At 70.1% G+C, this 21,004-nt stretch carries 19 protein-coding genes; 8 read left to right on the top strand and 11 right to left on the bottom strand.

The window, feature by feature from the left end:
- The first annotated feature begins 79 nt into the window (after nt 1-79).
- Nucleotides 80-544, top strand: coding sequence for a tRNA (cytidine(34)-2'-O)-methyltransferase (locus ACWEO7_RS19820; RefSeq protein WP_355079013.1), 465 nt, complete (start codon nt 80-82; stop codon nt 542-544).
- A 15-nt stretch (nt 545-559) separates the two neighbouring features.
- Here ACWEO7_RS19820 and ACWEO7_RS19815 read toward each other — a convergent pair whose 3' ends face one another.
- The 4 genes from ACWEO7_RS19815 to ACWEO7_RS19800 all read right to left on the bottom strand — a co-directional run bounded on the left by ACWEO7_RS19815 (nt 560) and on the right by ACWEO7_RS19800 (nt 5,694).
- A complete protein-coding gene (locus tag ACWEO7_RS19815; protein WP_452425088.1) occupies nt 560-793 on the bottom strand; it encodes a DUF167 domain-containing protein in 234 nt (77 codons plus the stop codon).
- Complete coding sequence (locus tag ACWEO7_RS19810) at nt 750-1,742, bottom strand: DUF4349 domain-containing protein (RefSeq protein WP_452425086.1); 993 nt, start codon at nt 1,740-1,742, stop codon at nt 750-752. The genes ACWEO7_RS19815 and ACWEO7_RS19810 overlap by 44 nt, the downstream gene beginning before the upstream one ends.
- Nucleotides 1,743-1,830: 88 nt before the next feature.
- Entirely contained in the window at nt 1,831-5,184 is a 3,354-nt protein-coding gene (locus ACWEO7_RS19805; RefSeq protein WP_452425084.1) for an error-prone DNA polymerase, read from the bottom strand.
- A gap of 54 nt (nt 5,185-5,238) precedes the next feature.
- Complete coding sequence (locus ACWEO7_RS19800; protein WP_452425082.1) at nt 5,239-5,694, bottom strand: hypothetical protein; 456 nt, start codon at nt 5,692-5,694, stop codon at nt 5,239-5,241.
- A 226-nt stretch (nt 5,695-5,920) separates the two neighbouring features.
- Between ACWEO7_RS19800 and ACWEO7_RS19795 the strand changes: the two genes are divergently transcribed.
- Complete coding sequence (locus ACWEO7_RS19795; protein ID WP_450015112.1) at nt 5,921-6,877, top strand: SDR family NAD(P)-dependent oxidoreductase; 957 nt, start codon at nt 5,921-5,923, stop codon at nt 6,875-6,877.
- Nucleotides 6,878-6,915: 38 nt separating this feature from the next.
- On the opposite strand, the gene ACWEO7_RS19790 is transcribed toward ACWEO7_RS19795, so the two are convergent.
- Nucleotides 6,916-7,650 (bottom strand): alpha/beta fold hydrolase, encoded by a 735-nt coding sequence (locus tag ACWEO7_RS19790; RefSeq protein ID WP_452425081.1) that lies wholly within the window; start codon nt 7,648-7,650, stop codon nt 6,916-6,918.
- 217 nt (nt 7,651-7,867) lie between these two features.
- Here ACWEO7_RS19790 and ACWEO7_RS19785 point away from each other — a divergent pair, with 217 nt between their 5' ends.
- A complete protein-coding gene (locus ACWEO7_RS19785) occupies nt 7,868-8,566 on the top strand; it encodes a class I SAM-dependent DNA methyltransferase (protein WP_452425079.1) in 699 nt (232 codons plus the stop codon).
- A 6-nt stretch (nt 8,567-8,572) separates the two neighbouring features.
- On the opposite strand, the gene ACWEO7_RS19780 is transcribed toward ACWEO7_RS19785, so the two are convergent.
- Together ACWEO7_RS19780 and ACWEO7_RS19775 are read right to left on the bottom strand one after the other, a co-directional pair.
- Entirely contained in the window at nt 8,573-10,159 is a 1,587-nt protein-coding gene (locus ACWEO7_RS19780) for a DNA polymerase Y family protein (RefSeq protein WP_452425077.1), read from the bottom strand.
- A 25-nt stretch (nt 10,160-10,184) separates the two neighbouring features.
- Nucleotides 10,185-10,871 carry a hypothetical protein gene (locus ACWEO7_RS19775; protein ID WP_450015125.1) on the bottom strand — a complete coding sequence of 229 codons (687 nt, stop codon included), beginning with the start codon at nt 10,869-10,871 and terminating at the stop codon, nt 10,185-10,187.
- 527 nt (nt 10,872-11,398) lie between these two features.
- On the opposite strand from ACWEO7_RS19775, the gene ACWEO7_RS19770 reads away from it, so the two are divergent.
- The gene (locus ACWEO7_RS19770; protein WP_452425075.1) at nt 11,399-12,520 is read left to right on the top strand and encodes a serine/threonine-protein kinase; all 1,122 of its coding nucleotides are present in this window, start codon (nt 11,399-11,401) and stop codon (nt 12,518-12,520) included.
- A 28-nt stretch (nt 12,521-12,548) separates the two neighbouring features.
- Here ACWEO7_RS19770 and ACWEO7_RS19765 read toward each other — a convergent pair whose 3' ends face one another.
- Complete coding sequence (locus ACWEO7_RS19765; RefSeq protein WP_086006359.1) at nt 12,549-13,184, bottom strand: response regulator; 636 nt, start codon at nt 13,182-13,184, stop codon at nt 12,549-12,551.
- A 96-nt stretch (nt 13,185-13,280) separates the two neighbouring features.
- Nucleotides 13,281-14,600 carry an ATP-binding protein gene (locus ACWEO7_RS19760; protein ID WP_450015108.1) on the bottom strand — a complete coding sequence of 440 codons (1,320 nt, stop codon included), beginning with the start codon at nt 14,598-14,600 and terminating at the stop codon, nt 13,281-13,283.
- A 220-nt stretch (nt 14,601-14,820) separates the two neighbouring features.
- Between ACWEO7_RS19760 and ACWEO7_RS19755 the strand changes: the two genes are divergently transcribed.
- The 3 genes from ACWEO7_RS19755 to ACWEO7_RS19745 all read left to right on the top strand — a co-directional run bounded on the left by ACWEO7_RS19755 (nt 14,821) and on the right by ACWEO7_RS19745 (nt 16,928).
- Nucleotides 14,821-16,488, top strand: coding sequence for a PspC domain-containing protein (locus ACWEO7_RS19755; protein ID WP_452425074.1), 1,668 nt, complete (start codon nt 14,821-14,823; stop codon nt 16,486-16,488).
- Complete coding sequence (locus ACWEO7_RS19750; protein WP_452425073.1) at nt 16,481-16,699, top strand: hypothetical protein; 219 nt, start codon at nt 16,481-16,483, stop codon at nt 16,697-16,699. The genes ACWEO7_RS19755 and ACWEO7_RS19750 overlap by 8 nt, the downstream gene beginning before the upstream one ends.
- Nucleotides 16,700-16,793: 94 nt before the next feature.
- A complete protein-coding gene (locus tag ACWEO7_RS19745) occupies nt 16,794-16,928 on the top strand; it encodes a hypothetical protein (RefSeq protein WP_450015105.1) in 135 nt (44 codons plus the stop codon).
- A 54-nt stretch (nt 16,929-16,982) separates the two neighbouring features.
- Here the strand turns inward: ACWEO7_RS19745 and guaA are convergent, their stop codons facing one another.
- Nucleotides 16,983-18,557: a glutamine-hydrolyzing GMP synthase gene (gene guaA / locus ACWEO7_RS19740; protein ID WP_450015104.1), complete on the bottom strand. Its 1,575-nt coding sequence runs from the start codon at nt 18,555-18,557 to the stop codon at nt 16,983-16,985.
- Nucleotides 18,558-18,676: 119 nt separating this feature from the next.
- Here guaA and ACWEO7_RS19735 point away from each other — a divergent pair, with 119 nt between their 5' ends.
- Entirely contained in the window at nt 18,677-19,477 is an 801-nt protein-coding gene (locus tag ACWEO7_RS19735; RefSeq protein WP_355078982.1) for an alpha/beta fold hydrolase, read from the top strand.
- Between the two features lie 195 nt (nt 19,478-19,672).
- Here ACWEO7_RS19735 and ACWEO7_RS19730 read toward each other — a convergent pair whose 3' ends face one another.
- The gene (locus tag ACWEO7_RS19730; protein ID WP_452425071.1) at nt 19,673-20,836 is read right to left on the bottom strand and encodes a GuaB3 family IMP dehydrogenase-related protein; all 1,164 of its coding nucleotides are present in this window, start codon (nt 20,834-20,836) and stop codon (nt 19,673-19,675) included.
- Nucleotides 20,837-21,004 lie beyond the last annotated feature (168 nt).

Here is a 21,004-nt window from a genome sequence, read left to right as displayed (position 1 = left end):
GCGAGTAGTCCCCGCGGCGGTGTGCCACTCGTGTGGGGTGCGGGCGGACGGCTCCGGCGACCTGGTTGACTGATGCGTCGTGTTCCATCTGATGTTCCACGAGCCGTGCATTCCGCCGAATACCGGCAACGCGATCCGGTTGGTCGCGGGGACCGGGTGTCATCTGCATCTGATCGAGCCGTTGGGATTCGATCTGTCGGAGCCGAAGTTGCGCAGGGCCGGGTTGGACTACCACGATCTGGCGTCGGTGACGGTGCACCCGAATCTGGCGGCGGCATGGGAGGTACTGCGCCCGGAGCGGGTTTTCGCGTTCACCACCCAGGGCACCACTCGGTTCACGGACGTGGCCTATCGCGAGAACGACGTGCTGCTGTTCGGCACCGAACCCACCGGCCTGCCCGCGGAGGTGCTGGCCGATCCGCGCATCACCGACCGGCTGCGCATCCCGATGCTGCCAGGCCGCCGCTCCATGAACCTTTCCAACGCGGCCGCGGTGACCGTCTACGAGGCATGGCGCCAACTCGGCTTCCCCGGCGGCATTTGATCTGCGGCGGCGACGTCAAGGCACGTCGATTTCGAATCGTTTGAAGCGGGAGGTCGCGCCCGCCGTCAGCCGGACGGCGGACTTGGGGACTGCGAAGTGGCCTGCGAGCAACTCGATGGCGGCCTTGTTGGCCTTTCCTTCGACGGCGGGAGCTCGCACGTACAGTCGCAGGCTGCCGTCGTCGAGGGTCTCCACCAGCGGTCCCTTACGGCTGTTCGGCTTGATCGTCGCCCTTACCACCGTCGGCACTCTTGCCTCCTGCGCTGGTCTCCGCGCCATCCGAGGCGCTGCTCTCCGGCTCCGGTGCCGATTCTCCCGCAGCAGGCGTGGGCTTGCGCCGCCGCGCCAGACGCACGATCCCCCACAGCACGGCGACTACCACCGCGAGGAAGCCGAGCCACGGAATCGCTTTGCCGCTGAACACGATCGCGTCCTGCAGCCAGTCCACCAGCGAGTTCCAGCCGGAGACGATGCCGTCCCAGAAGTTGTCGGGGTCGTCGCCGGAGTTCTTGTGATCGGTGGTGACGTCGATGGTCAGCGTGGACAGGGCGACCTGGTCGTCGAGCCTGCGCTTCTGCGCGGTGAGGCTGTCCAGCTCACCCTGGCGGCTGGACAGCGCCTGCTCGGCGGCGATCAGGTCGGAGGTGGTGGTGGCGCCCGCGATGAGTCCGCGCAGCCGGTCGACCGAGGCTTGCAGTGCCTTGATCCGCGCGTCCAGGTCCTCCCAGTGCATGGTGACGTCGTCGCGGTTGGTGGTGACCCGGGTGATCTGTCCGACCCCGCCGAGGCCCGCGATGAACGCGTCGGTCTTGTCCGCGGGCAGCCGGACGACGAGCGTGGCGCTGGGCTCGTTGTCGTCGGTGCCGGGCTGTTCGGTGCGGCTGTCGACTCGGCCGCCCGCGGCGCGCACCTGGTCGATGATCGTGCCCGCCGCGGTGACCGGCGCGTCCGCGGTGATCTCGACGCTGCCGGTGACCACCTCCTTGCGGGTGGACGTCGGTTCGGCGCCGGAGTTGTCCTCCCGCTTGGGCGGCGCCTGCTCGTGCAGCCCCGGCGGCACGAGCGCGGGAGCCGCGGGTCCCGGACCGGTGACGATCGTCGGCGTCCGATCCCGAGCGGGTGCCGCGTTGTCGTCACCGCAGCCGGTGAGCAAGATCAACCCCAGCACGCCGACGCCCAGCACAGCAAGCTTCCTCATGCCTGGCACAGTAGCCGTTCGCACTGCGCGAAAAGCCGCGCATAACGGTTCTCTAGAACGCTTCTAACACTTCCTTGAAGCAACCGGCTCAACGGAAGTCGCGCGATTTGGACGCCATCCGCAGATCCATGCGCTGCAGATGTTCGGCGACCACGCTGACCACGCCCTCGGCATTCTGCACCCGCCCGCGGATGAGCAGCGCGGCCGCGCCTTGGGCCAGGCGCCGGTAGCGCCGCCACAGCCCCAGCGAGCAGACGATGTTCACCATGCCGGTTTCGTCTTCCAGATTGAGAAAGGTGATGCCCTCCGCGGTCGCGGGACGCTGCCGGTGCGTCACCGCGCCGCCCACCAGGACCCGCGAGCCGTCGGGCACGGTGCGCAGGCCGGAGGCGGGTATGACGCCGAGGGCGTCCAGGTGGGAGCGCAGGAACTGCGTCGGGTAACTGCCCGGCGAGACGCCCGTGGCCCAGACGTCGGCGGCGGCCGTCTCCAGATCGCTCATCCCGGGCAGGACGGGCGCGGTGGTGGACGCGCCGGTGCCGGGCAACCGGTCCGGGCGCTCACCCGCGGCGGCGCCCGCCGCCCAGAGCGCTTCCCGGCGGGTGCTGCCCAGGCTGCCGAGCGCGCCCGCCGTGGCGAGCGATTCCGCTTGCGCGACAGTGAGTTCCACCCGTCCGGTCAGGTCGAGGAAAGACGTGTAGGGCCGCTCACCCCTGGCGGCGACGATGCGCTCGGCGAGGTCGTCGCCGATCTGGCGGATCGCGGCGAGACCGAGGCGCACCTCGGCGCCCTTCGCCTCGAGGGTGGGCTCGGCGCGGCTGGCGTTGACGTCGGGACCGTGCACCATGACCCCGTGCCTGCGCGCGTCGGCGACCAGTGATTGCGGCGAGTAGAACCCCATCGGCTGGGCGCGCAGCAGACCCGCGCAGAAGGCGGCGGGGTGATGCAGCTTGAACCAGGCCGAGTAGTACACGATCGAGGCGAAGCTCTGCGAATGACTCTCGGGAAAGCCGAAATTCGCGAAGGCGTAGAGCTTCTCGTAGATACGGTCGGCGACCTCGCCGGTGATGCCGTGCCGCTCCCGCATGCCCTGGTAGAGCCGCGCTTTGAGACGCTCCATGCGCTCCGGTGACCGCTTGGAGCCCATGGCGCGGCGCAGCTGATCGGCCTCGACGGCGGTGAATCCGGCGACGTCGACGGCCATCTGCATGAGCTGCTCTTGGAACAGCGGCACGCCGAGCGTGCGTTCCAGCGAATTCTTCAGCGCCGGATGGTCGTAGACGACGTCCTCGGCCCCGTTGCGCCTGCGGATGTAGGGATGCACCGACCCGCCCTGGATCGGGCCGGGGCGGATCAGCGCCACCTCGACCACCAGGTCGTAGAAGCTGCGCGGGCGCAGCCGGGGCAGGGTGGCCATCTGCGCACGCGACTCCACCTGGAAGACGCCGACCGAGTCCGCGCGCGAAAGCATCTCGTAGACCTCGGGTTCGGCCAGGTCGAGCGCGTGCAGCTCGACGGTCTCGCCTTCGTGCTCGCGCACCAGGTCGATCATGTAGTGCAGCGCGGAGAGCATGCCGAGGCCGAGCATGTCGAACTTCACCAGATCGATGGCCGCGCAATCGTCCTTGTCCCACTGCAGGACGCTGCGGCCGGACATGCGCGCCCATTCCACCGGGCAGACGTCGGCGATCGGCCGGTCGCAGATCACCATGCCGCCGGAATGGATGCCGAGATGCCGCGGCAGCCCCTCGATATCGGCGGCCAGTTCCAGTACCTCGGCGGGGATGTCGGTGTTCGTCTCTGCGCCCACGCCGGTCCAGCGGCTCACCTGCTTGCTCCACGCGTCCTGCTGGCCGGGCGAGAAGCCCAGCGCCCGTGCGGCATCGCGCACCGCGGACTTGCCGCGATAGGTGATCACATTGGCCACCTGCGCGGCGTACTCGCGGCCGTACTTGCGGTAGACGTGCTGGATCGCCTCTTCCCTGCGGTCGGATTCGATGTCGACATCGATGTCCGGCGGGCCGTCGCGCTCCGGGGAGAGGAAACGCTCGAACAGCAAGTGGTTGCGCACCGGGTCGACATTGGTGATGCCGATCGCGTAGCAGACCGCGGAGTTGGCCGCCGACCCGCGGCCCTGGCAGAGGATGTCGTTGTCCTTGCAGAAGCTGACGATGTCGTGCACCACCAGGAAGTAACCGGGGAATTCCAGGTCGTTGATCACCGCGAGCTCGTGCTCGATCTGCCGGTAGGCCTCCGGGTTCTCCTGGGGAGTCCCGTAGCGCGCCGCGGCGCCCGCCATGGCGAGTTCGCGCAGCCAGGACTGCTCGTCATGTCCGGCGGGCACGTCGAAGGGCGGCAAGTTCGGAGCGATCAACCGCAGGTCGAAGGCGCATTCGCGAGCCAGGGCCGCCGCGTTCGCCACCGCCTGCGGGCAGTCGGCGAACAACCGCGCCATCTCCGCCCCGGACCGCAGGTGCGCACCGCCCGCAGGGGCCAGCCAGCCCGCTATCTCGTCCAGGCTCTGCCTGGCCCGGATCGCCGCGAGCGCCATGGCTCGGCGACGCCCGCTCGGTGCGGCGAAATGCGCTCCGGTGGTGGCGAGCACGGGCAGGCCGAGACGATCGGCCAGGGCGATGAGATGCGCGTTGCGCTCGTCGTCCTCCGGGATGCCGTGATGGGTGAGTTCCACGCTCACCCGATCGGCGCCGAAGCGGTCGGTGAGTTCCCGCAACGCGGCTTCCGAACGCTCGAGCCGGGCGCTGCCCGCGCGCGAGTCGAGTTCGAGCGCTTGGCGCAGGTGACCCTTTCGGCATCCGGTCAGGATGTGCCAGTGCCCCTCGGCCGCCGCGGTGAGCGTGTCGAGGTCGTAGCGCAGGATGCCCTTCTCCCCCGCGGCCATGTGCGCGGCGGCGATCTCTCGGGAAAGCCTGCGGTAGCCCTCTTGGCCGCGGGCCAGCACTAGTAGATGCGGGCCGGCCGGGTCCGGCGCGCCGGTGCGCGGCGCCGAGTCGGGGGCGGCGGCGTGCCCGCGCACGGCGCCCGGCACGTGTGGTTCGAGTGCCGTGCCGAGCGACAGTTCGGCTCCGAAGACGGTGGGCATGCCCCATTCCTTGGCCGCCTCGGCGAAACGGACGGTGCCGTAGAAGCCGTCGTGGTCGGTGAGCGCGATCGCCGTCAGGCCGAGCCGCACCGCCTCCTCCACCAGTTCCTCCGGCTGGCTCGCACCATCCAGGAAGCTGTAGGCCGAATGCGCGTGCAGTTCCGCGTACGGGACCGTCGGTTCATCGACAGGGCGCACCGGCTCGGGCCGGTACTCGCCGCGCTTACGCGACCACGCCGGACTGTCGCCGCCGTCGCCCGGATACGTCACATCGGGGCTCGGCCGCCCGGACAGCACCCGCTCCATCTCCGCCCAGCTCGGCGGACCGTTTCCCCAACCCACGACTCACCTCCTCGACTCGAACATACATTCGAAGACGGGCGATGTACAGGCAGGTCAGGACGCCCGGAGACGCTCCACGGAACCGGCGGACAGAGCGGCCTCGACACCTTTCAGGCGGGTCCGGATGAGCGCGCCGTAGGCATCGGAGGCGAGGACGTCGAGATGCCCGCGCGCGATGGCCAACTGCATCCTGGCCACTTCGAACTCGCCGACCCGGCGATGACTGTCGGCCAGGTTCAAGTAGAGCGACGGCAAGAAGCCGCGCAGGCCTTCATCGAGCGGCACACCTGGCCCGAACACCGCGGCCAGCGCGCGCTGATCCCAGCGCAGCGCCTCGGCGGGCTCCCCCTGGAGATCGGCGAGATGATGTGCGACCACGCAGCGCTGCAACGCCCCGCCGTGTTCGCCGAGTTCGTCCCAGAGCTTTTCTAACGCCCGTCGCCCCGCCGCGGGGTCGACGCCACCGAGCCGCACCGCGGCAAACACCTCCGCCATCCGATCGTCCGACATGCGCTGAGTATCGCACATATGTTCGAACGTTTCGAGAGTTGTTCGATCCGTTTCGCGCATTCGCAAATCCGCAGGCCGCGTGCGGTTCTCGAACCAACGGGCCGCACCGGCGCGACACGCCGCGACGACCGGGGGCAGCCGATCCCGGAGGCGGCCGAGAGCACTTGGCAGGGAACTTACTTTGGAGTAAGTTCATGGCCACCAGACCTGCAAAGGAGCAGCAGCGATGACCGACGCCTCCGCTGAGCCCGCCCGCCGCCGGCGCCACAACCGCGACCTCACCGGGCGGCATGTCCTCATCACCGGGGCATCCTCCGGGATCGGGCGGGCGGCCGCGCTCGCGGTCGCAGGCAAGGGCGCCACCGTGTTCCTGCTCGCGCGCCGTGGTGAGGAACTCGCCGTGGTCGTCGACGAGATCAGGGCCGCGGGCGGCGCGGCCTACGGGTATTCCTGCGACATCACCGACTCCGATTCCGTCGATCAGGTGATCAAAACCGTCCTGGACGAACACGGTCACGTGGACATGCTGGTGAACAACGCGGGCCGCTCCATCCGCCGCGCCATCCACCGCTCCACCGACCGGTTGCACGACTTCGAACGCACCATGGCCGTCAACTACTTCGGCGCGCTGCGGCTGACGCTGGCCCTGCTGCCGCAGATGCGGGAACGCAAGTTCGGGCACGTCGTCAACATCAGCAGCGCGGGCGTGCAGGTGGCCACGCCGCGGTTCTCGGCATATCTGGCCAGCAAGGCGGCACTGGACAAGTTCACCGAGGTGGCAGCCGTCGAGACCATGGCGGACGGCGTCACGTTCACCACCATCCACATGCCGCTGGTGCGCACGCCCATGATCACCCCGAGCGGCGACCAGGGCCCCGCCGAGTCGCCCGAGTGGGCGGCCGCGACCATCGTGCGCGCCCTGACCGAACGGCCCAAGCGCATCGACGTGCCCTTGGGCACCATCGCCGAATACGGCGCACTGCTCACCCCGAAGATCCGCGACCGCGTCCTACACCGCTATTACCGCGCGCTACCCGACTCCCCCGCAGCCAAAGGCGAGTCGACCACCCCCGAAGAACCGGCCGAACCACTCCCCCAGCCCCGCCCCCGATCAACCACACGCCGCGTCACCGGCACGGCCTTACGCCGCGCCGCCCGCTGGGTCCCCGGCACTCACTGGTAAGGCGTCCGTGACCGGCACGATCATGTGCCACTCGCGGTTCAGCCCGCCAGGAATGGGCGGACGGTTGCGGCGAAGTCGAGGTAGCGGTCGCGGTGGATGCTGTGGCCGCAGGTGAAGGTGGTCACCGTGCAGTCGGTGATGCTTTCTTGCAGCATGGCGAGTTTCTCCGGATCGACCATGCCGCCCGGTCCGCCGCACAACACCAAGGTGGGCGCGGTGATGTCGGAGAGTCGGTCCCACCATTCCGGGTTCGGCTTACGGAACTGCTCCAGCGCGGTCTTCGTCATGGAGCGGTCGAAGGCGAGCACCGCGCGCGGGTGCCGGACCAGGCTGGAAGTGGCGTGCCACAGTTCGGGCGCGGTGGGAAACCGGCGGGTCAGGCGCAATTCCTCGGCGCCGGACCGCAGCGGGAGCGGGCACTCCTCGATGACCAGCCTGCGCACCAGTTGCGGGCGCTCCTGCGCGACGCGCGACACCGCGTAACCGCCGAGCGAATGCCCGACCAGATCCACCACGGGCAGTTCCAGGTGGTCGCACAGGCGCAGCAGATCGTCGCCGAACTCGTCGAAGAGATAGGAATCGGTGTGTGAGCTACGGCCGTGTCCGCGGAGATCGGGGATGATCACGCGGCGTCCGGATCGCACGAGAACACGCGCGAACCGGTCCCAGGTGTACCCGTCCCCGCCCATGCCGTGCACGAGCAGCACAGGGATGTCGCTGACCGCGCCCACCCCCGAATCCCGATAGGCGATCCGCACGTCTCCGAATGTCACCTGGCCAAGCGTCAGATCCACGACATAGGAGGATACCGGCAGTCATGCCATGCCCCGGCGTGGTGTAGCGCTGATCACCCAACGGCGAAAACGCAGTTCGAACGGCACTTACCGGGTCCGATACCCGCGCCGTCGCGAGTTCGTTTGCCCACATCGGTGTTTCGACCAGCGCGATAAATCCCTGGCGCGTGGGCGAACTCGGGGCAATACTCGCCGCATGCCCTCCTTCGCCGATTTCGATCGCCGCGACTACCGCACCGTCGACGTGGCCACGGGGTACGACGGTTGGGCCCCCACCTACGAACAGACCGTCCTGGACGAGATGGATCTCGCTCTGCTCGGGCGACTGCGGCTGGACCTCGGCCGGGTGCGGCGCGCGGCCGACCTCGGCTGCGGCACCGGGCGAACCGGAACCTGGTTGCGGGACCGCGGAATACCGCACATCGACGGCGTCGACGTGAGCCAGGGGATGCTGGCGTTGGCGGCCGGACGCGGCGCCCACACCACGCTGACACGAGCGGACGTGCGAGCCACCGGTCTGCCGGAAGGCGCCTACGACCTGGTGATCGCGTCGCTGATCGATGAGCACCTACCGGAGCTGGCGCCGTTCTACGCGGAGGCGTGGCGGCTGGCCGCACCGGGCGCGCGCTGCGTACTGGTCAGCTACCACCCGCAATTCATCATGGTTTCCGGAATGCCGACGCACTACACCGACCCTTCCGGCGAACCGGTGGCGATCAGTACCCACCTGCACTTGATCAGCGAGCACCTGTCGGCCGGTTTGGCCGCGGGCTGGGTCCTCACCGAGGTGGCCGAGGCACTGGTCGACGACGCGTGGCTGGCCCGCAAACCGAAATGGGCCGCCCTGCGGGGACATCCGTTCACATTGGCGACCGTGTGGTCGCGCCCGGAATGAGGCCTCTCAGCCGTAAATCCCTTCGGCGTGCCAGGTTTCGTCGTGATAGACCAGCAGCAGCACTCGGCTGGCGGCGGGGGCGTCGTCGAGTTGGACCTGTGCGCGGGCGGTGAATTCCGCGTCGTCCGCATCGGGGGCCCACCAGCGTTCGTCCACCGGCCACGGGCCAGCCCAGCCGGTGAGCCGCCACTGTTTGCTCCCCCAGCGCAGCAACGCGGGGTCGGCGTCGAACAGGGCACGGTCGGTGACCTTGACGGGCGCGCCGTCGGAGGCTTCCAGTCGCACCAGCGGACGGTTCATCAGGATCACGGCGGGGGCGGGCTCGGGCAGCCGGCCCGGCCATGGCTGCGCGGGGTCGGCCGCGGGGACGAGTTCGTCACCCAGCGTGACCATGGTGATTCGTTCGGCGGGCCCGCGTCCGCCGCTCAGCACGCCCACACGCACCGCTTCCCCGCCGAGCAGACCCTGCACTCGGATGAGCGCGCGGCGGGCACGTTCGTCCTCTTCCCCGTCCCCGCCCCACAAGCCGAGCTGCAGCGCGCCCGCCGTGACCACCTCGACCGGTTCCAGCCGCAGCACGGTGATCGGCGCGGTGGGCCGCGCACCGTCGCGCCGGGTGAGCCAGCCGTCCAGCTGCCAGCGCACCCGATCCGCCGTGCCCTCCGGCGTGAGCGGCTCGGCGCAGCGCCAGATTCGCGAAAGGTCTTCCCCCGCCGCGGTTTCCGCGTGCACCGAAAGCCTGGTGCAGGCCAGCCCGGCATCCGCGAGCGCGCTGTGCAGCCGGGTGGCGAGCAGGCGACCGGCGAAGGCGGCCGCGTCGATCCGCTCGATCGGCGGATCGCAGCGGTACTCCACCACCAGATCCGGCGGGGGCTGCCGCGCGGACGGCGGACGCTCAGGCTCGGCCCTGGCACAGCGATGCGCGAGCACGGCGTCGGTGCCGAACCGGGAGGCGACCTCCGCCACGGAGAGCGCGGCGAAATCGCCGATCCTGCGTAGACCCAAGCGATGCAGCAGATCGACCAGATCGGCGCGTTCCGGGGCGGCCAGGCTCGGTTCGACCGCGAGTTCCCCCACCGGTAGCGGTGCGAGAAACCGTGCCCCCTCCCCCGCCGACACGATCGCGGCGCGGCGGGCGGCGATCACCGCCGTGGACAGCTCGTCGGCGATCCCGATCTGCGCTTCCGCCCCGGCCGCTGCCACCGCGTCGACCAGGCGCTCGGCCGCCGCCTCCTCGGACCCGAAGAACCGCGCCGCGCCGCGCGCGCCGAGCACGAGCAGCCCGGGGCGCAGCACCTCCACACCGGGCACCGTCGCGGCCACCGCGGCGACCAGCGGTTCGAACAGTCGCGCGTCGCGATCCTGATCCTGTTGCGCGAGGAACAGCTCGGGGCAGCGGGCCTGCGCCTCCCTGCGCTTCAGGCCGCGGCGCACCCCTTCGGCTCGCGCGATCGCCGAACAGGCCACCACCCGGTTGGCGAACAGCACCGCCACCGGCCGCGTCGTGGGCAAACCTGCCACCGCCGCCGCGGCCACCGCGGGCCAGTCGGGGCACCACAGGGCGAGCACCCGCTTCGCTCCCGGCCGGATCACGTCGCCACACCGCGGGCCGCGGCACTCACGACACCGCCTCCTGTGTGTCGACGGCTTCGACTGGCGGAGCCGCCTTTTCGCGCAGCACCCATTCCACGCGCCCCGCATTCGGGCACAAATCCAGCCGCCCACGCCGTGGCGGTCCCGCCTTGCCGCGCACTTCGACCGTCAAACCGAGCGAACGCAAGCGTCCGCGCCCGCGGCCGAGACCGGCATACCCCGCGATACGGGCATCGAGCTGGAGGGACGCGCCGGGCCAGCGACCGTCGGCGACCACCAGGGTGGCGCCCTTGTTGCGGGCGCGGGCGGCGATCACCCGGCTGCGAGCGGGCGCGACGGCGGCGCCCCCGAGTCCGAGTACCACCAGATCGAGCCCGTCGAGCAGCACCGCGGCCACTTCCACCGGGTCGGGGCCGGGATCGGCGATCACGGCCAGCCGCCGCAACTGCGCGCCCATCTCCACCGCGGCGAGCAGACCGAGCCGGGGCATGCCCACCACCGCGGCGTGCCCACCGCCCTCGGTCACCGCGGCGAGCAGACCGGCGAGCAACGAACTCGCTCCCGTGTACGCCACCACGGAACCCGTGACCAAGCCACCGTCGGGCAACAGCGGCGCGAGCGCAGCGGGCACCGGCAAAGCCGCTCGGCGCGACTCGGCGCCGAGCGGGACCCGCTGCGTTGCCGATTCACCGCGCCCCGGCACCGCGGCCATGCGTCTGCGCAGCTCAGCGAGGGAGGGAGCGTCCTCCCGCCCACCACCGCGCGACAGCGCTCCCCGATTCACCCCTCCCTGCGATATCGCATCCGAACCCATCTCAACCACCCACTTCCCGCGATGGACCCGAGGCGAAGCATGCGGAGCGACCCTCGATTCGAGCGTCAGCACCGATTCAGCTATCGATTGATATCGAATATACGTTCGATACCGACTCAGTAGAAACCGACCCCCGGGTTTCGTCAAGATGCGGCGACTCGTGTCGCGGATGCGCGCCCACCGGCATCGACCCGATGCGGGACTCGACGGGGACGGACCGGCGCGCGCCCGGCTACCGCACTCGGCACCCATTCACCGGTATGGTGGCGCGCGTCCGGCCACCACGCCCGGCGCCCAGTCATCGGTATGGTTTGCGGCACACATCCGAACCCGGGGCGGGCGTAACACACGATCGTGCCGGATGTCTCGCCTATGCGCGAACACGAATCAGGCCAGCTAGCCCCATTTTCCGTTACCCTGCACCCGTGACCGAACGCGCTCGTCCCACTGTCGGCCCCCAATATCTCGTCGCAGGCCGCTACCGCCTCCAGTCGAAGCTGGGTGGCGGCGGTATGGGCGCGGTATGGCTGGCGCACGACCGCCTGCTCGACCGGGACGTCGCGATCAAGCAGGTGCTCACCACGGCCGGGCTCGACGAGGCCGAAGCCGACGCGGTCCGCAACCAGATCATGCACGAGGGCCGGGTCGCCGCGAAGCTCTCGCACGACCACGCGATCGCCGTGTACGACGTGGTGCTCGAGGCCGGTGAGCCCTGGCTGGTGATGGAGCACCTGCCGTCGCGCAGTGTCGCGAAGGCGCTCGCGCTGGTCGACACGCTGCCGCCGATCGAGGTCGCGCAGATCGGCGCCCAGGTCGCCGACGCGCTGGCCGCCGCGCACGCGGTCGGCATCGTGCACCGGGATATCAAGCCGGGCAACATCCTCATCGCCGACCGTGGCACCGGCGTGGGCATGGCGAAACTCAGCGACTTCGGCATCTCCAGCGGCGCGGGCGACCTGCTCGACGAACCGGACGGCGTGATCACCGGCACCCCCTCCTACCTGCCCCCCGAGGTCGCGCGCGGAGCGCAACCGACCAAGGCCAGCGACGTGTTCTCCCTGGGCGCCACGCTCTACACCGCGATCGAGGGACAGCCGCCGTACGGCTTCGACGAGGACAGCGACGTCATCGTGCACCGCGCCGCCATGGCGCAGATCATCCCCCCGACCCGCAGCGGCATGCTCACCCAGGCGCTGCTGCACATGATGGAGCCCGCGCCGCAGCGCCGCCCCACCATGGCCGAGGCGCGCGACGAAATCCTCACCGCCGCTTTCGGTCCCGGCACCGGACCGTACATTCTCGGCGCGCCCGTCCGCACCGAGGACGGAACCATCCCGTTCTGGGCCGCGCGCAATTCGGCATCCGGGATCCGCAGCCAGCACTCCACGCCGCTCCCCCGCCCGCACCGCAACCTCGCGGGAGCGGCCGCGGCAACGCCCCCGCAGCGCACCAGGGATTCTCAGCCCGGCAACGCGCCCCTGGCCATCGCCGTCGGCCTGCTGATCGGCCTGGTCATCATCATCGGGATCATCGTCGCGGTCCTCTGACCTCCGGGCACCCGGAGCCGAACGGCAGTCAGTCGATGCGGCGGCGGTGGGCCCATCGGGTCAGGGCGTTGCGGTTGGACTGCTGGGTCTTGCGCAGGACGTTGGAGGCGTGCGTCTCCACGGTTTTGACCGAGATGAAGAGTGATTCGGCGATCTCGCGGTACGTGTAGCCGCGCGCGAGCAGGCGCAGGACCTCGAGTTCACGCGGGGTCAGGGAGTCGAGTTCGGGATCCAGGGGCGGCTCGGGTACCGGGGACCTCCCGGTGAACGAGTCCAGGACGAAACCGGCCAGGCGCGGGCTGAAGACCGCATCGCCGCCCGCCACCCGGCGGATGCCATCGGCCAGCTCGGCTCCCGAAATCGTCTTGGTGACATACCCTCTGGCCCCGGCCCGGATCACCGCGATCACGTCCTCGGCCGCGTCGGACACGCTCAGCGCCAGGCACACCGGCCCCGGCTCGATACCCGCCAGCACCGCCACCCCGCCTCCGTCGGGCATGTGCACGTCCAGCAGGACGACGTCCGGTCGCTCGGCATTGATCCCGGCTACCGCCTCCGCGACCCCGCCGGCCTCACCGACCACCTCCATGTCCGTCTCCCGGCTCAATTCAGCACGCACACCCGACCGAAAAACGGCGTGATCATCGACGAGAAAGACCCGCACGGTCACCTACTTCTCCTAACCGACCCTTGACCCCCAACCCGTACCACACTCGTCCCCCACACGCCTGTCTCGTCCTGGCAGGTGCGGAACGCGTGCCTAGTGGGCGGCCGGAGCGGGCTCTTCGTCCAAGGGGGCGCAGCCGGAATCGGTCCGCGGCATGGTGATTCGGACCTCGGTGCCGCGACCCGGCGTCGACAGGATGTCCACCTGGCCGCCGCGGCGCTCGATCCGGCCGCGAACGGACTTCGCCAGGCCGCGACGATCCTCCGGCACCGACGCGAGGTCGAAGCCGGAGCCGCGGTCACGGACGAAGATGCTCACCTGATGCGGCTCGACCTCGGCGAACAGATCGATCTCCGGGACACCCGCGTGCTTGGCGGCGTTGACCAGCGCTTCCCTGCTCGCGCCGAGCAGGGCGGTGAAGTGTTCCTTCGGCAGACCCGATCCGGAGCCGTCGACGTCCATCGATACGTCGCCGACCGTCACCGGCGCCACCTTCACGCCGTGCTGGTCCTCCACCTCGCCCGCGATGGTCCGCAGGGCCGCGGCCAAGCTCGACTGCGCGGGCCCGGAATCCTCGAACAGCCATTTCCGCAGTTCCCGCTCCTGACTGCGGGCCAACCGCAGCACTTCCTGCGGGTCGTCGGCCTGACGCTGGATGAGCGCGAGTGTCTGGAGCACGGAATCGTGCAGGTGCGAGGCGATCTCCTCGCGTTCCTCGTTGCGGATGCGGGCGGCGCGCTCGGCGTTCAGCGCGCGCATCATGCGCAGCCACAGCGGAACCGTCAGCAGTCCCGCACCGATCAGCGTGACCGCCACCGCCAGCAGCGCCGATCCGATCGAGCTCAAATTGATCCTGGCCAGCACCACGACACCCAGACCGGCCACGATCAGCGTCGCGCCGGCGACGATGCGCGACCAGGTGATCACCGATGGACGCGCGGGCAGCCCGAGCAGCGAACGCGGCCCGTCGACGTCGTACTCCCGCCACACCAGCGCCGCGCCGACCGCCACCACGATGATCGGCGCGATCACCTTCGCCGCGGTACCGCTGAACACCCAGGACACGGCGATCGCGAGCCCGAGCCCGAGCATCGCGAGCCCGATCGCCTGCCGCCGCTCCGTACCGGAGGGTTTCGCCTGATCCGACCCACCGGGCGTGAAGATCCACAGCAGGCCGTACGCGACGATGCCCGCCCCGGCCAGCGCGGACAGCAGCACGAACGCCATCCGCACCTTGAACACGTCGACGCCGAGATGGTCGGCCAGACCGCCCGCCACTCCGCCGACGATCCGGCCGCCCGACCGGCGGAAGATCCGCGCCTGCGGCGGCCATGGGACCGGCGCGGGCGCGGGTCCCAGCCCACGTGCAGCGTCGAACCCCCGAGTGTCGAACGCGGGAACAGACGGGTACATGTCTTCGATACTGGCACGGCGACGAAGCTGCCAGCATCCGGATTCACCCTGATCTTGCTCGACCACACCCGCGCCGACCAGGGCGGACGCGGCCGGGCCCAGCCGAACCCGTACATAGCTGCAAGTTTGCTGCATCAGTGGATCGGTCCAAAGTGTTCAGGCTGTTTTTCAGGGTTCCCCCCGATGCGCCGATTCCACGGATCGGCACACCATGGGAAACATGACGAAAACGAGCTTCGGCGACCAGGTCCAGCAGATATGGCAGACCCGGCCGGTCCGATTGCCGCAGCAGGGCCCCGTCGCGGGCGTCGCGGCGGGGTTCGCGCGCCGCTACGAGATCGATCCGGTACTGGTTCGGGTCGCGTTCGTCGTCTCGACGATCTTCGGCGGCGCGGGCATCGTGCTCTACCTGCTGGCCTGGCTACTGCTCAGCGCGGCGGGCGACCAGGCATCCGCGGCCGAGTCGCTGGTCGGCAAGGGCCACAGCTCGCAGTCGCAGACCAAGACCATCGTGTTGATCGTGGCGCTGGCGATCGCGGTCAGCACGATGGGACCGGTCGGTGTCGGTCTCGGCGGGTCCGGTCTGATCAGCCTCGCCTTGATGCTGGCTGGTTGGTGGATGCTGCACCTGCGCACCCCCAACCCGCCACCCGGGACCACCGAAGTGTTCGGCGGATTCGCCCCGGAGAGCGGGATCAACGCCACCGGCTACCCCGGTGCGGTCTTCCCGCAAGGACCGACCCGGACGGTCGGCGATCTGTACGTGCCGCCGACCGCCGTGTACACGCCGTACACGAAACTGCCGGATTCCTACGTCCCGGAGCCGCCCGCGCCCGCCGCGGACGGCTCGACGGTCCCGCTGCACAAGCCCGCGGCCGATGACGCGACCGTGGTACCGGACAACCTCGCCATGCCCGCTGCCGGATCAGCGACGAGTTCGGTCGCCGACGAAAGAGAAACGGACGCGCAGATCACCGACCGGACCGATTCGCCCGCCACGGTCGGCGATCAAGACGGCCCGGCGGCGGTCGGCAGCGGCCGGATCGATTCGGTCGACGGAGCCGGATCGGAGACGACTCATGACGATCGAGCCGAAAGCGGACCAGGCACGAGACCGTCATCGTCCGACGCTCCGATCTCACTCGGCAAGGACGTTCCGGCCCCGGGCCGCGCTCCGAGCTCGCGTGGCCCCGCGGCCGCTCACCCGGCGATCATCGGCGGCCCGACCCCGCCGTCCTGGGATCCGCTCGGCGTAGCTCCCCTCGCCTGGGACCTGCCGGAGCCCACCCCGGCCCGCACCGTCGTCGCCCCGCCGCAGAAGCGTCCGCGCTTGCGCCTCACGCCGGTGGTGATCGGCCTGGCCTTCCTCGCGGCGGCGGGTGCCGGTGCGGCGGCGGCCTCGGGTGCGGAATGGATGACACCCGGCCGGATCGCCGCGGCGGCACTGGCCGTGATCGGCCTCGGCCTGGTGGTCGGCGCGTTCCTGCGGCGCGGCTACGGCTTGCTCGTGCTCACCGCGCCGCTCGCCGGGTTCGTCCTGCTCGCATCCACGATCGGTCCGGTCGAATCCGATCAACTGGGCGACCGCACCTGGGCGCCCGCCTCCGTCGCCGATCTGGCCCAGAACTACAAGCTGACCATGGGTACCGGCACGCTGGATCTGCGGTCACTGAAACTGACCGAGAACCGCACCGTGGACATCGACGTCCGGATGGGCGAAGCCCACATCCTGCTGCCCGCCGACATGACCGTCCGCACCACGTGCACGGCGACGATGGCCGAGGCCCTCTGCCCCGAGGGCATCAGCGGTCCCGGTACTCCCGGCGCGCCGGTGCTCGATCTGAACGTCGACGTCCGCGTCGGAAATGTGAAGGTGCAGCGTGGCTGAGAACGAGAAGAAGGAGACGACCGACTCCCGCCGCGGCCCCGCCGCCTCGCTGCTGATCGCGGGACTGCTGTCCCTCGCGATCAGTGTGTGGGCTTTCGTCGGCCCGGCATCCTGGCCCGCGGCCGGCATGATCTCGATCGGTTGGATCGTCGTGCTCGCCGCCATCGTCATCGGCATCCTGCTGGTGATCTCCCCCCGCAGACGACGATGAGCGTGCGGCCCGTCCACCTGGACGGGCCGTTTCGCGTTCAGCCCCGAGCCACCGCCGCCGTAGCCGGGCCGCATTCCGACGACAGGACAACCGCATGAAGCGCGACGAACCCGCCGATCAGACGCCACCCACCACCCGGACCACACCGCCCGATCCCAGACCCGGCACCACGAACGGCGTACTTCTCGGCCGCGTGATCCTGTACAGCGCTTTCCACCGCCCCCGCTGATCTCGCACGCGATGACGGCGGCGAGTAGTCACCGCCGGCTGGGCGGCCGAGAGTTCACTCCCACTCGATGGTGCCCGGCGGCTTGCTGGTCACGTCCAAGACCACGCGATTGACCTCCGCCACCTCGTTGGTGATGCGGGTGGAGATGCGTTCCAACACCTCGTAGGGCAATCGGGTCCAGTCGGCGGTCATGGCGTCCTCGCTGGAGACCGGGCGCAGCACGATCGGGTGTCCGTACGTGCGGCCGTCGCCCTGCACGCCGACGCTGCGGACCTCCGCGAGCAACACGACCGGGCACTGCCAGATCTGGGCGTCCAAACCGGCCGCCGTCAGTTCCTCGCGGGCGATGGCGTCGGCCCGGCGCAGCGTCTCCAGCCGGTCGGCGGTGACTTCACCGACGATGCGGATGGCGAGACCGGGACCGGGGAAGGGCTGGCGGGCGACGATTTCCTCCGGCAGCCCGAGCTCGCGTCCGACCGCGCGGACCTCGTCCTTGAACAGCAACCGCAGCGGTTCGACGAGTTCGAACTCCAGATCGTCGGGCAGACCGCCGACATTGTGATGACTCTTGATGTTCGCGGTGCCGCTGCCGCCGCCGGACTCCACGACGTCCGGGTAGAGCGTGCCCTGCACCAGGAACTCGACCTTCGGCGTCGCGCCGTCGGCCGCACCGTGCTCGAGCACCGCCTCGCCCACCGCGTCCTCGAAGGAACGGATGAACTCCCGCCCGATGATCTTGCGCTTCTCCTCGGGATCGGTCACGCCCTTCAACTCACCGAGGAACTTGTCCACCGCGTCGACGGTCACCAGTTTGGCGCCGGTCGCGGCGACGAAATCCTGCTGCACCTGCTCCCGCTCGCCCGCCCGCAGCAGGCCGTGGTCGACGAACACACACGTCAACCGGTCACCGATGGCGCGCTGCACCAGGGCGGCGGCGACGGCGCTGTCCACCCCACCGGACAGTCCGCAGATCGCGTGTCCGTCACCGATCTGCTCGCGCACCGAGGCGATCAGCGAATCGGCGATGTTCGCCGGGGTCCAAGTGGAGGGGATGCCGGCGAGTTCGTGCAGGAACCGGCTCAGCACCTGCTGCCCGTGCGGCGAATGCAGCACTTCCGGGTGGTACTGCACACCGGCCAACCGGCGCGCGCGGTGCTCGAAGGCGGCGACCGGCGCGCCCGCGCTGGTGCCGGTGACCTCGAAGCCCTCCGGCGCGTCGGTGACCGCGTCGCCGTGGCTCATCCACACCGGCTGGATGGTGGGCAGGCCGCCGTGCAGCAAACCGCCGTCGATGTTGAGTTCGGTGCGTCCGTACTCACGGGTGCCGGTGCGCGCGACCGTTCCACCCAGCGCCTGGGCCATCGCCTGGAAGCCGTAGCAGATGCCGAAGACCGGCAGCCCCAGATCGAACAACCGCGGATCCAGCCGCGGCGCGCCCTCGGCGTACACGCTGGCCGGACCGCCGGACAGGATCACCGCGAGCGGCTGCTTGTCGGCGATCTCCTCCACCGTCGCGGTGTGCGGAACCACCTCCGAGTACACGCTCGACTCGCGAACCCGCCGCGCGATCAGCTGGGCGTACTGTGCTCCGAAGTCGACGACGAGGACCGGTCTCTGGGTTTGTGCCACCCGCCCAGTTTAGTGAGCGGCGAAACGAGCGAATCATCGGCACAGCGGCCCCGTCTGGGAGGCGAGCCGACCGCCCGAATCGTCACCCGCGGCCCGGCTCGCTGGTTATCCTTCTGCTCGTGCCCTTCGCCCGCGCGATCGATGCCGACATCCACTACGAGGACAGCGGCGGGGACGGCCCGGTGGTACTGCTGGCGCACGAGTTCCTCATGGACCGCACCATGTTCGCCGCCCAGACGGCCGCTCTCGCACCGGAATTCCGGATCGTCTCCTGGGATGCCCGCGGCCACGGCCGCACCAGGGACGAGGGCCTACCCTTCACCTATTGGACCGCGGCCAGGGACGCGCTGACGGTCCTGGATCATCTCGGCGCCGAGCGGGCCGTCGTCGGCGGTACCGCGCAGGGGGGTTTCACGGCGCTGCGCACCGCGTTGATCGCACCGGAACGCGTCTCCGCGCTGATCCTGATCAGCACCGAAGCACACGGTCCCACCCCGGAGCAGTCCACCGCGACGCAGAAATTCCTCGACGAGTGGTACGACGACGGTTCCCGCGAACGAGCCGTGCACCAGCTGGCTTCCTGGCTGATCGGCGACGACGAGTGGTACCGCTCGATCTGGACTCAACGCTGGCTGGTGCGCGACCGCCGCGGCATCGAGGTGGCGGCGGGCTGCCTGCTCAGCCGGGATTCGGTACTGGACCGCCTCCGCGAAATCGCTTGCCCCGCTTTGGTGATCCACCCCACCCACAGCGGCATGGACCGCGAGCGCGCCCAGGAACTGGCGCACGGGCTGTCCGGCGCCACCTTCATCGAAATCGCCGAAGCCCGACTCGCGGTGACGATGACCCACCCCGAGCCGGTGAACCACGCGATCCAGCAATTCCTGCGCGCACGAACGAAACCGACCCGCGTGCGCTGAACGCTGTATCCGATTTGCAGCGCCTGCGGCGCTGCGTGTTCACGGCACGTTCCAGCGGTCGAGACTCGCGCCTGCGGCGCATGCGCTTCGACCGCTGGAACGCGAGCCGGGCCGCGAACGGCGCTCGTAGGACTCGCTTCTCCGGTGATCGCCGGGTGATGGGGAGGGTGCGCCACAGCAGGCTCAGGCCCACCTTCAAGCACGCACGCTCAAGCCGACCTTCTGGAATTCCTTCAGATCCGAGTACCCGGCCTTGGCCATCGAACGACGCAGGCCGCCGACGAGATTCAGCGAACCGAACGGATCGTCGGACGGGCCGAAGAGCACCCGCTCCAGGCTGGGGCGCACCGTGTCGCCGACCGGCTGGCCACCGAGATCCCACGGATCGTCGACGTGCAGCATCGACCCGCGCGGCACCGACGGGTGCGCGGCCGCCGACGGCCAGTACCAGCCGCGGCCCGGCGCCTCCGCGGCCACGGCGAGCGGGACGCCGAGCATGGCCGCGTCCGCGCCGCACGCGATCGCCTTGGCCAGCTGCCCCGACGTGGAGATGTCGCCGTCCGCAATGACGTGCACGTAGCGACCGCCGGTCTCGTCCAGGTAGTCGCGGCGGGCGGCGGCGGCATCCGCGATCGCGGTGGCCATCGGCACGCCGATGCCGAGTACCTCGCCGGTGGTGGTCGCGCCGGGGTAGGAGCCGTAGCCGACGATCACGCCCGCCGCTCCGGTGCGCATCAGGTGCAGCGCGGTGCGGTGATCGCTCACGCCGCCGGCCACCACGGGCACGTCCAGCTCGGCGATGAAGGTCTTGAGGTTCAGCGGCTCACCGTCGCCGACATGTTCGGCGGAGATGATCGTGCCGTGCACCACGAGCAGGTCGATGCCCGCCTGCAGCAGCGCCGGGGTGAGCGTGCGCGCGTTCTGCGGGCTCACCCGCACCGCCACGGTGACGCCGGCGGCGCGGACCTGCGCCACCGCGGCGGCGAGCAGATCCGGCTGCATCGGCGCGGCGTGCAACTCCTGCAGCAGCGCCACGGCGCGCTCGTAACCGCCCTTGCCGACCAGCTCGAGCAACTGGTCGATCTTCGCGCCGACATCCGCGTGCCGCGCCCACAGACCCTCGCCGTTGATCACGCCGAGCCCGCCGAGGCGGCCGAGTTCGACAGCGAACTCCGGGGACACCAAGGCGTCGGTGGGGTGCGCGAGAAACGGGATCTCGAAGCGGTAGGCGTCCAGCTGCCAGGACAGCGAGACCTGCTTCGACGAGCGGGTCCGGCGCGAGGGGACGATGTCGACGTCGTCCAACTCGTAGGTACGCCGGGCGGTCCGGCCCATGCCGATCTCCACCATGTCGCGCACGCGAAATCTCCTTAGTTTTCGGCAGCGCCTGCGGCGCTGCGTGTTCGCGGCCCCTTGATGGCTCGCGTTCCGGTCGAGACTCGCGCCTGCGGCGCATGCGCTTCGACCGCTGGAGGCAGCGCCTCGTCGGCGCGGCGCATCTCACCGGCCGAGCCGTTCGTGGCCGGG

The sequence above is a fragment of the Nocardia sp. NPDC004260 genome, assembly GCF_053603155.1.
The sequence above is the reverse complement of the archived record's forward strand: the minus strand, read 5'-3'. Positions and strand labels throughout refer to the sequence as shown.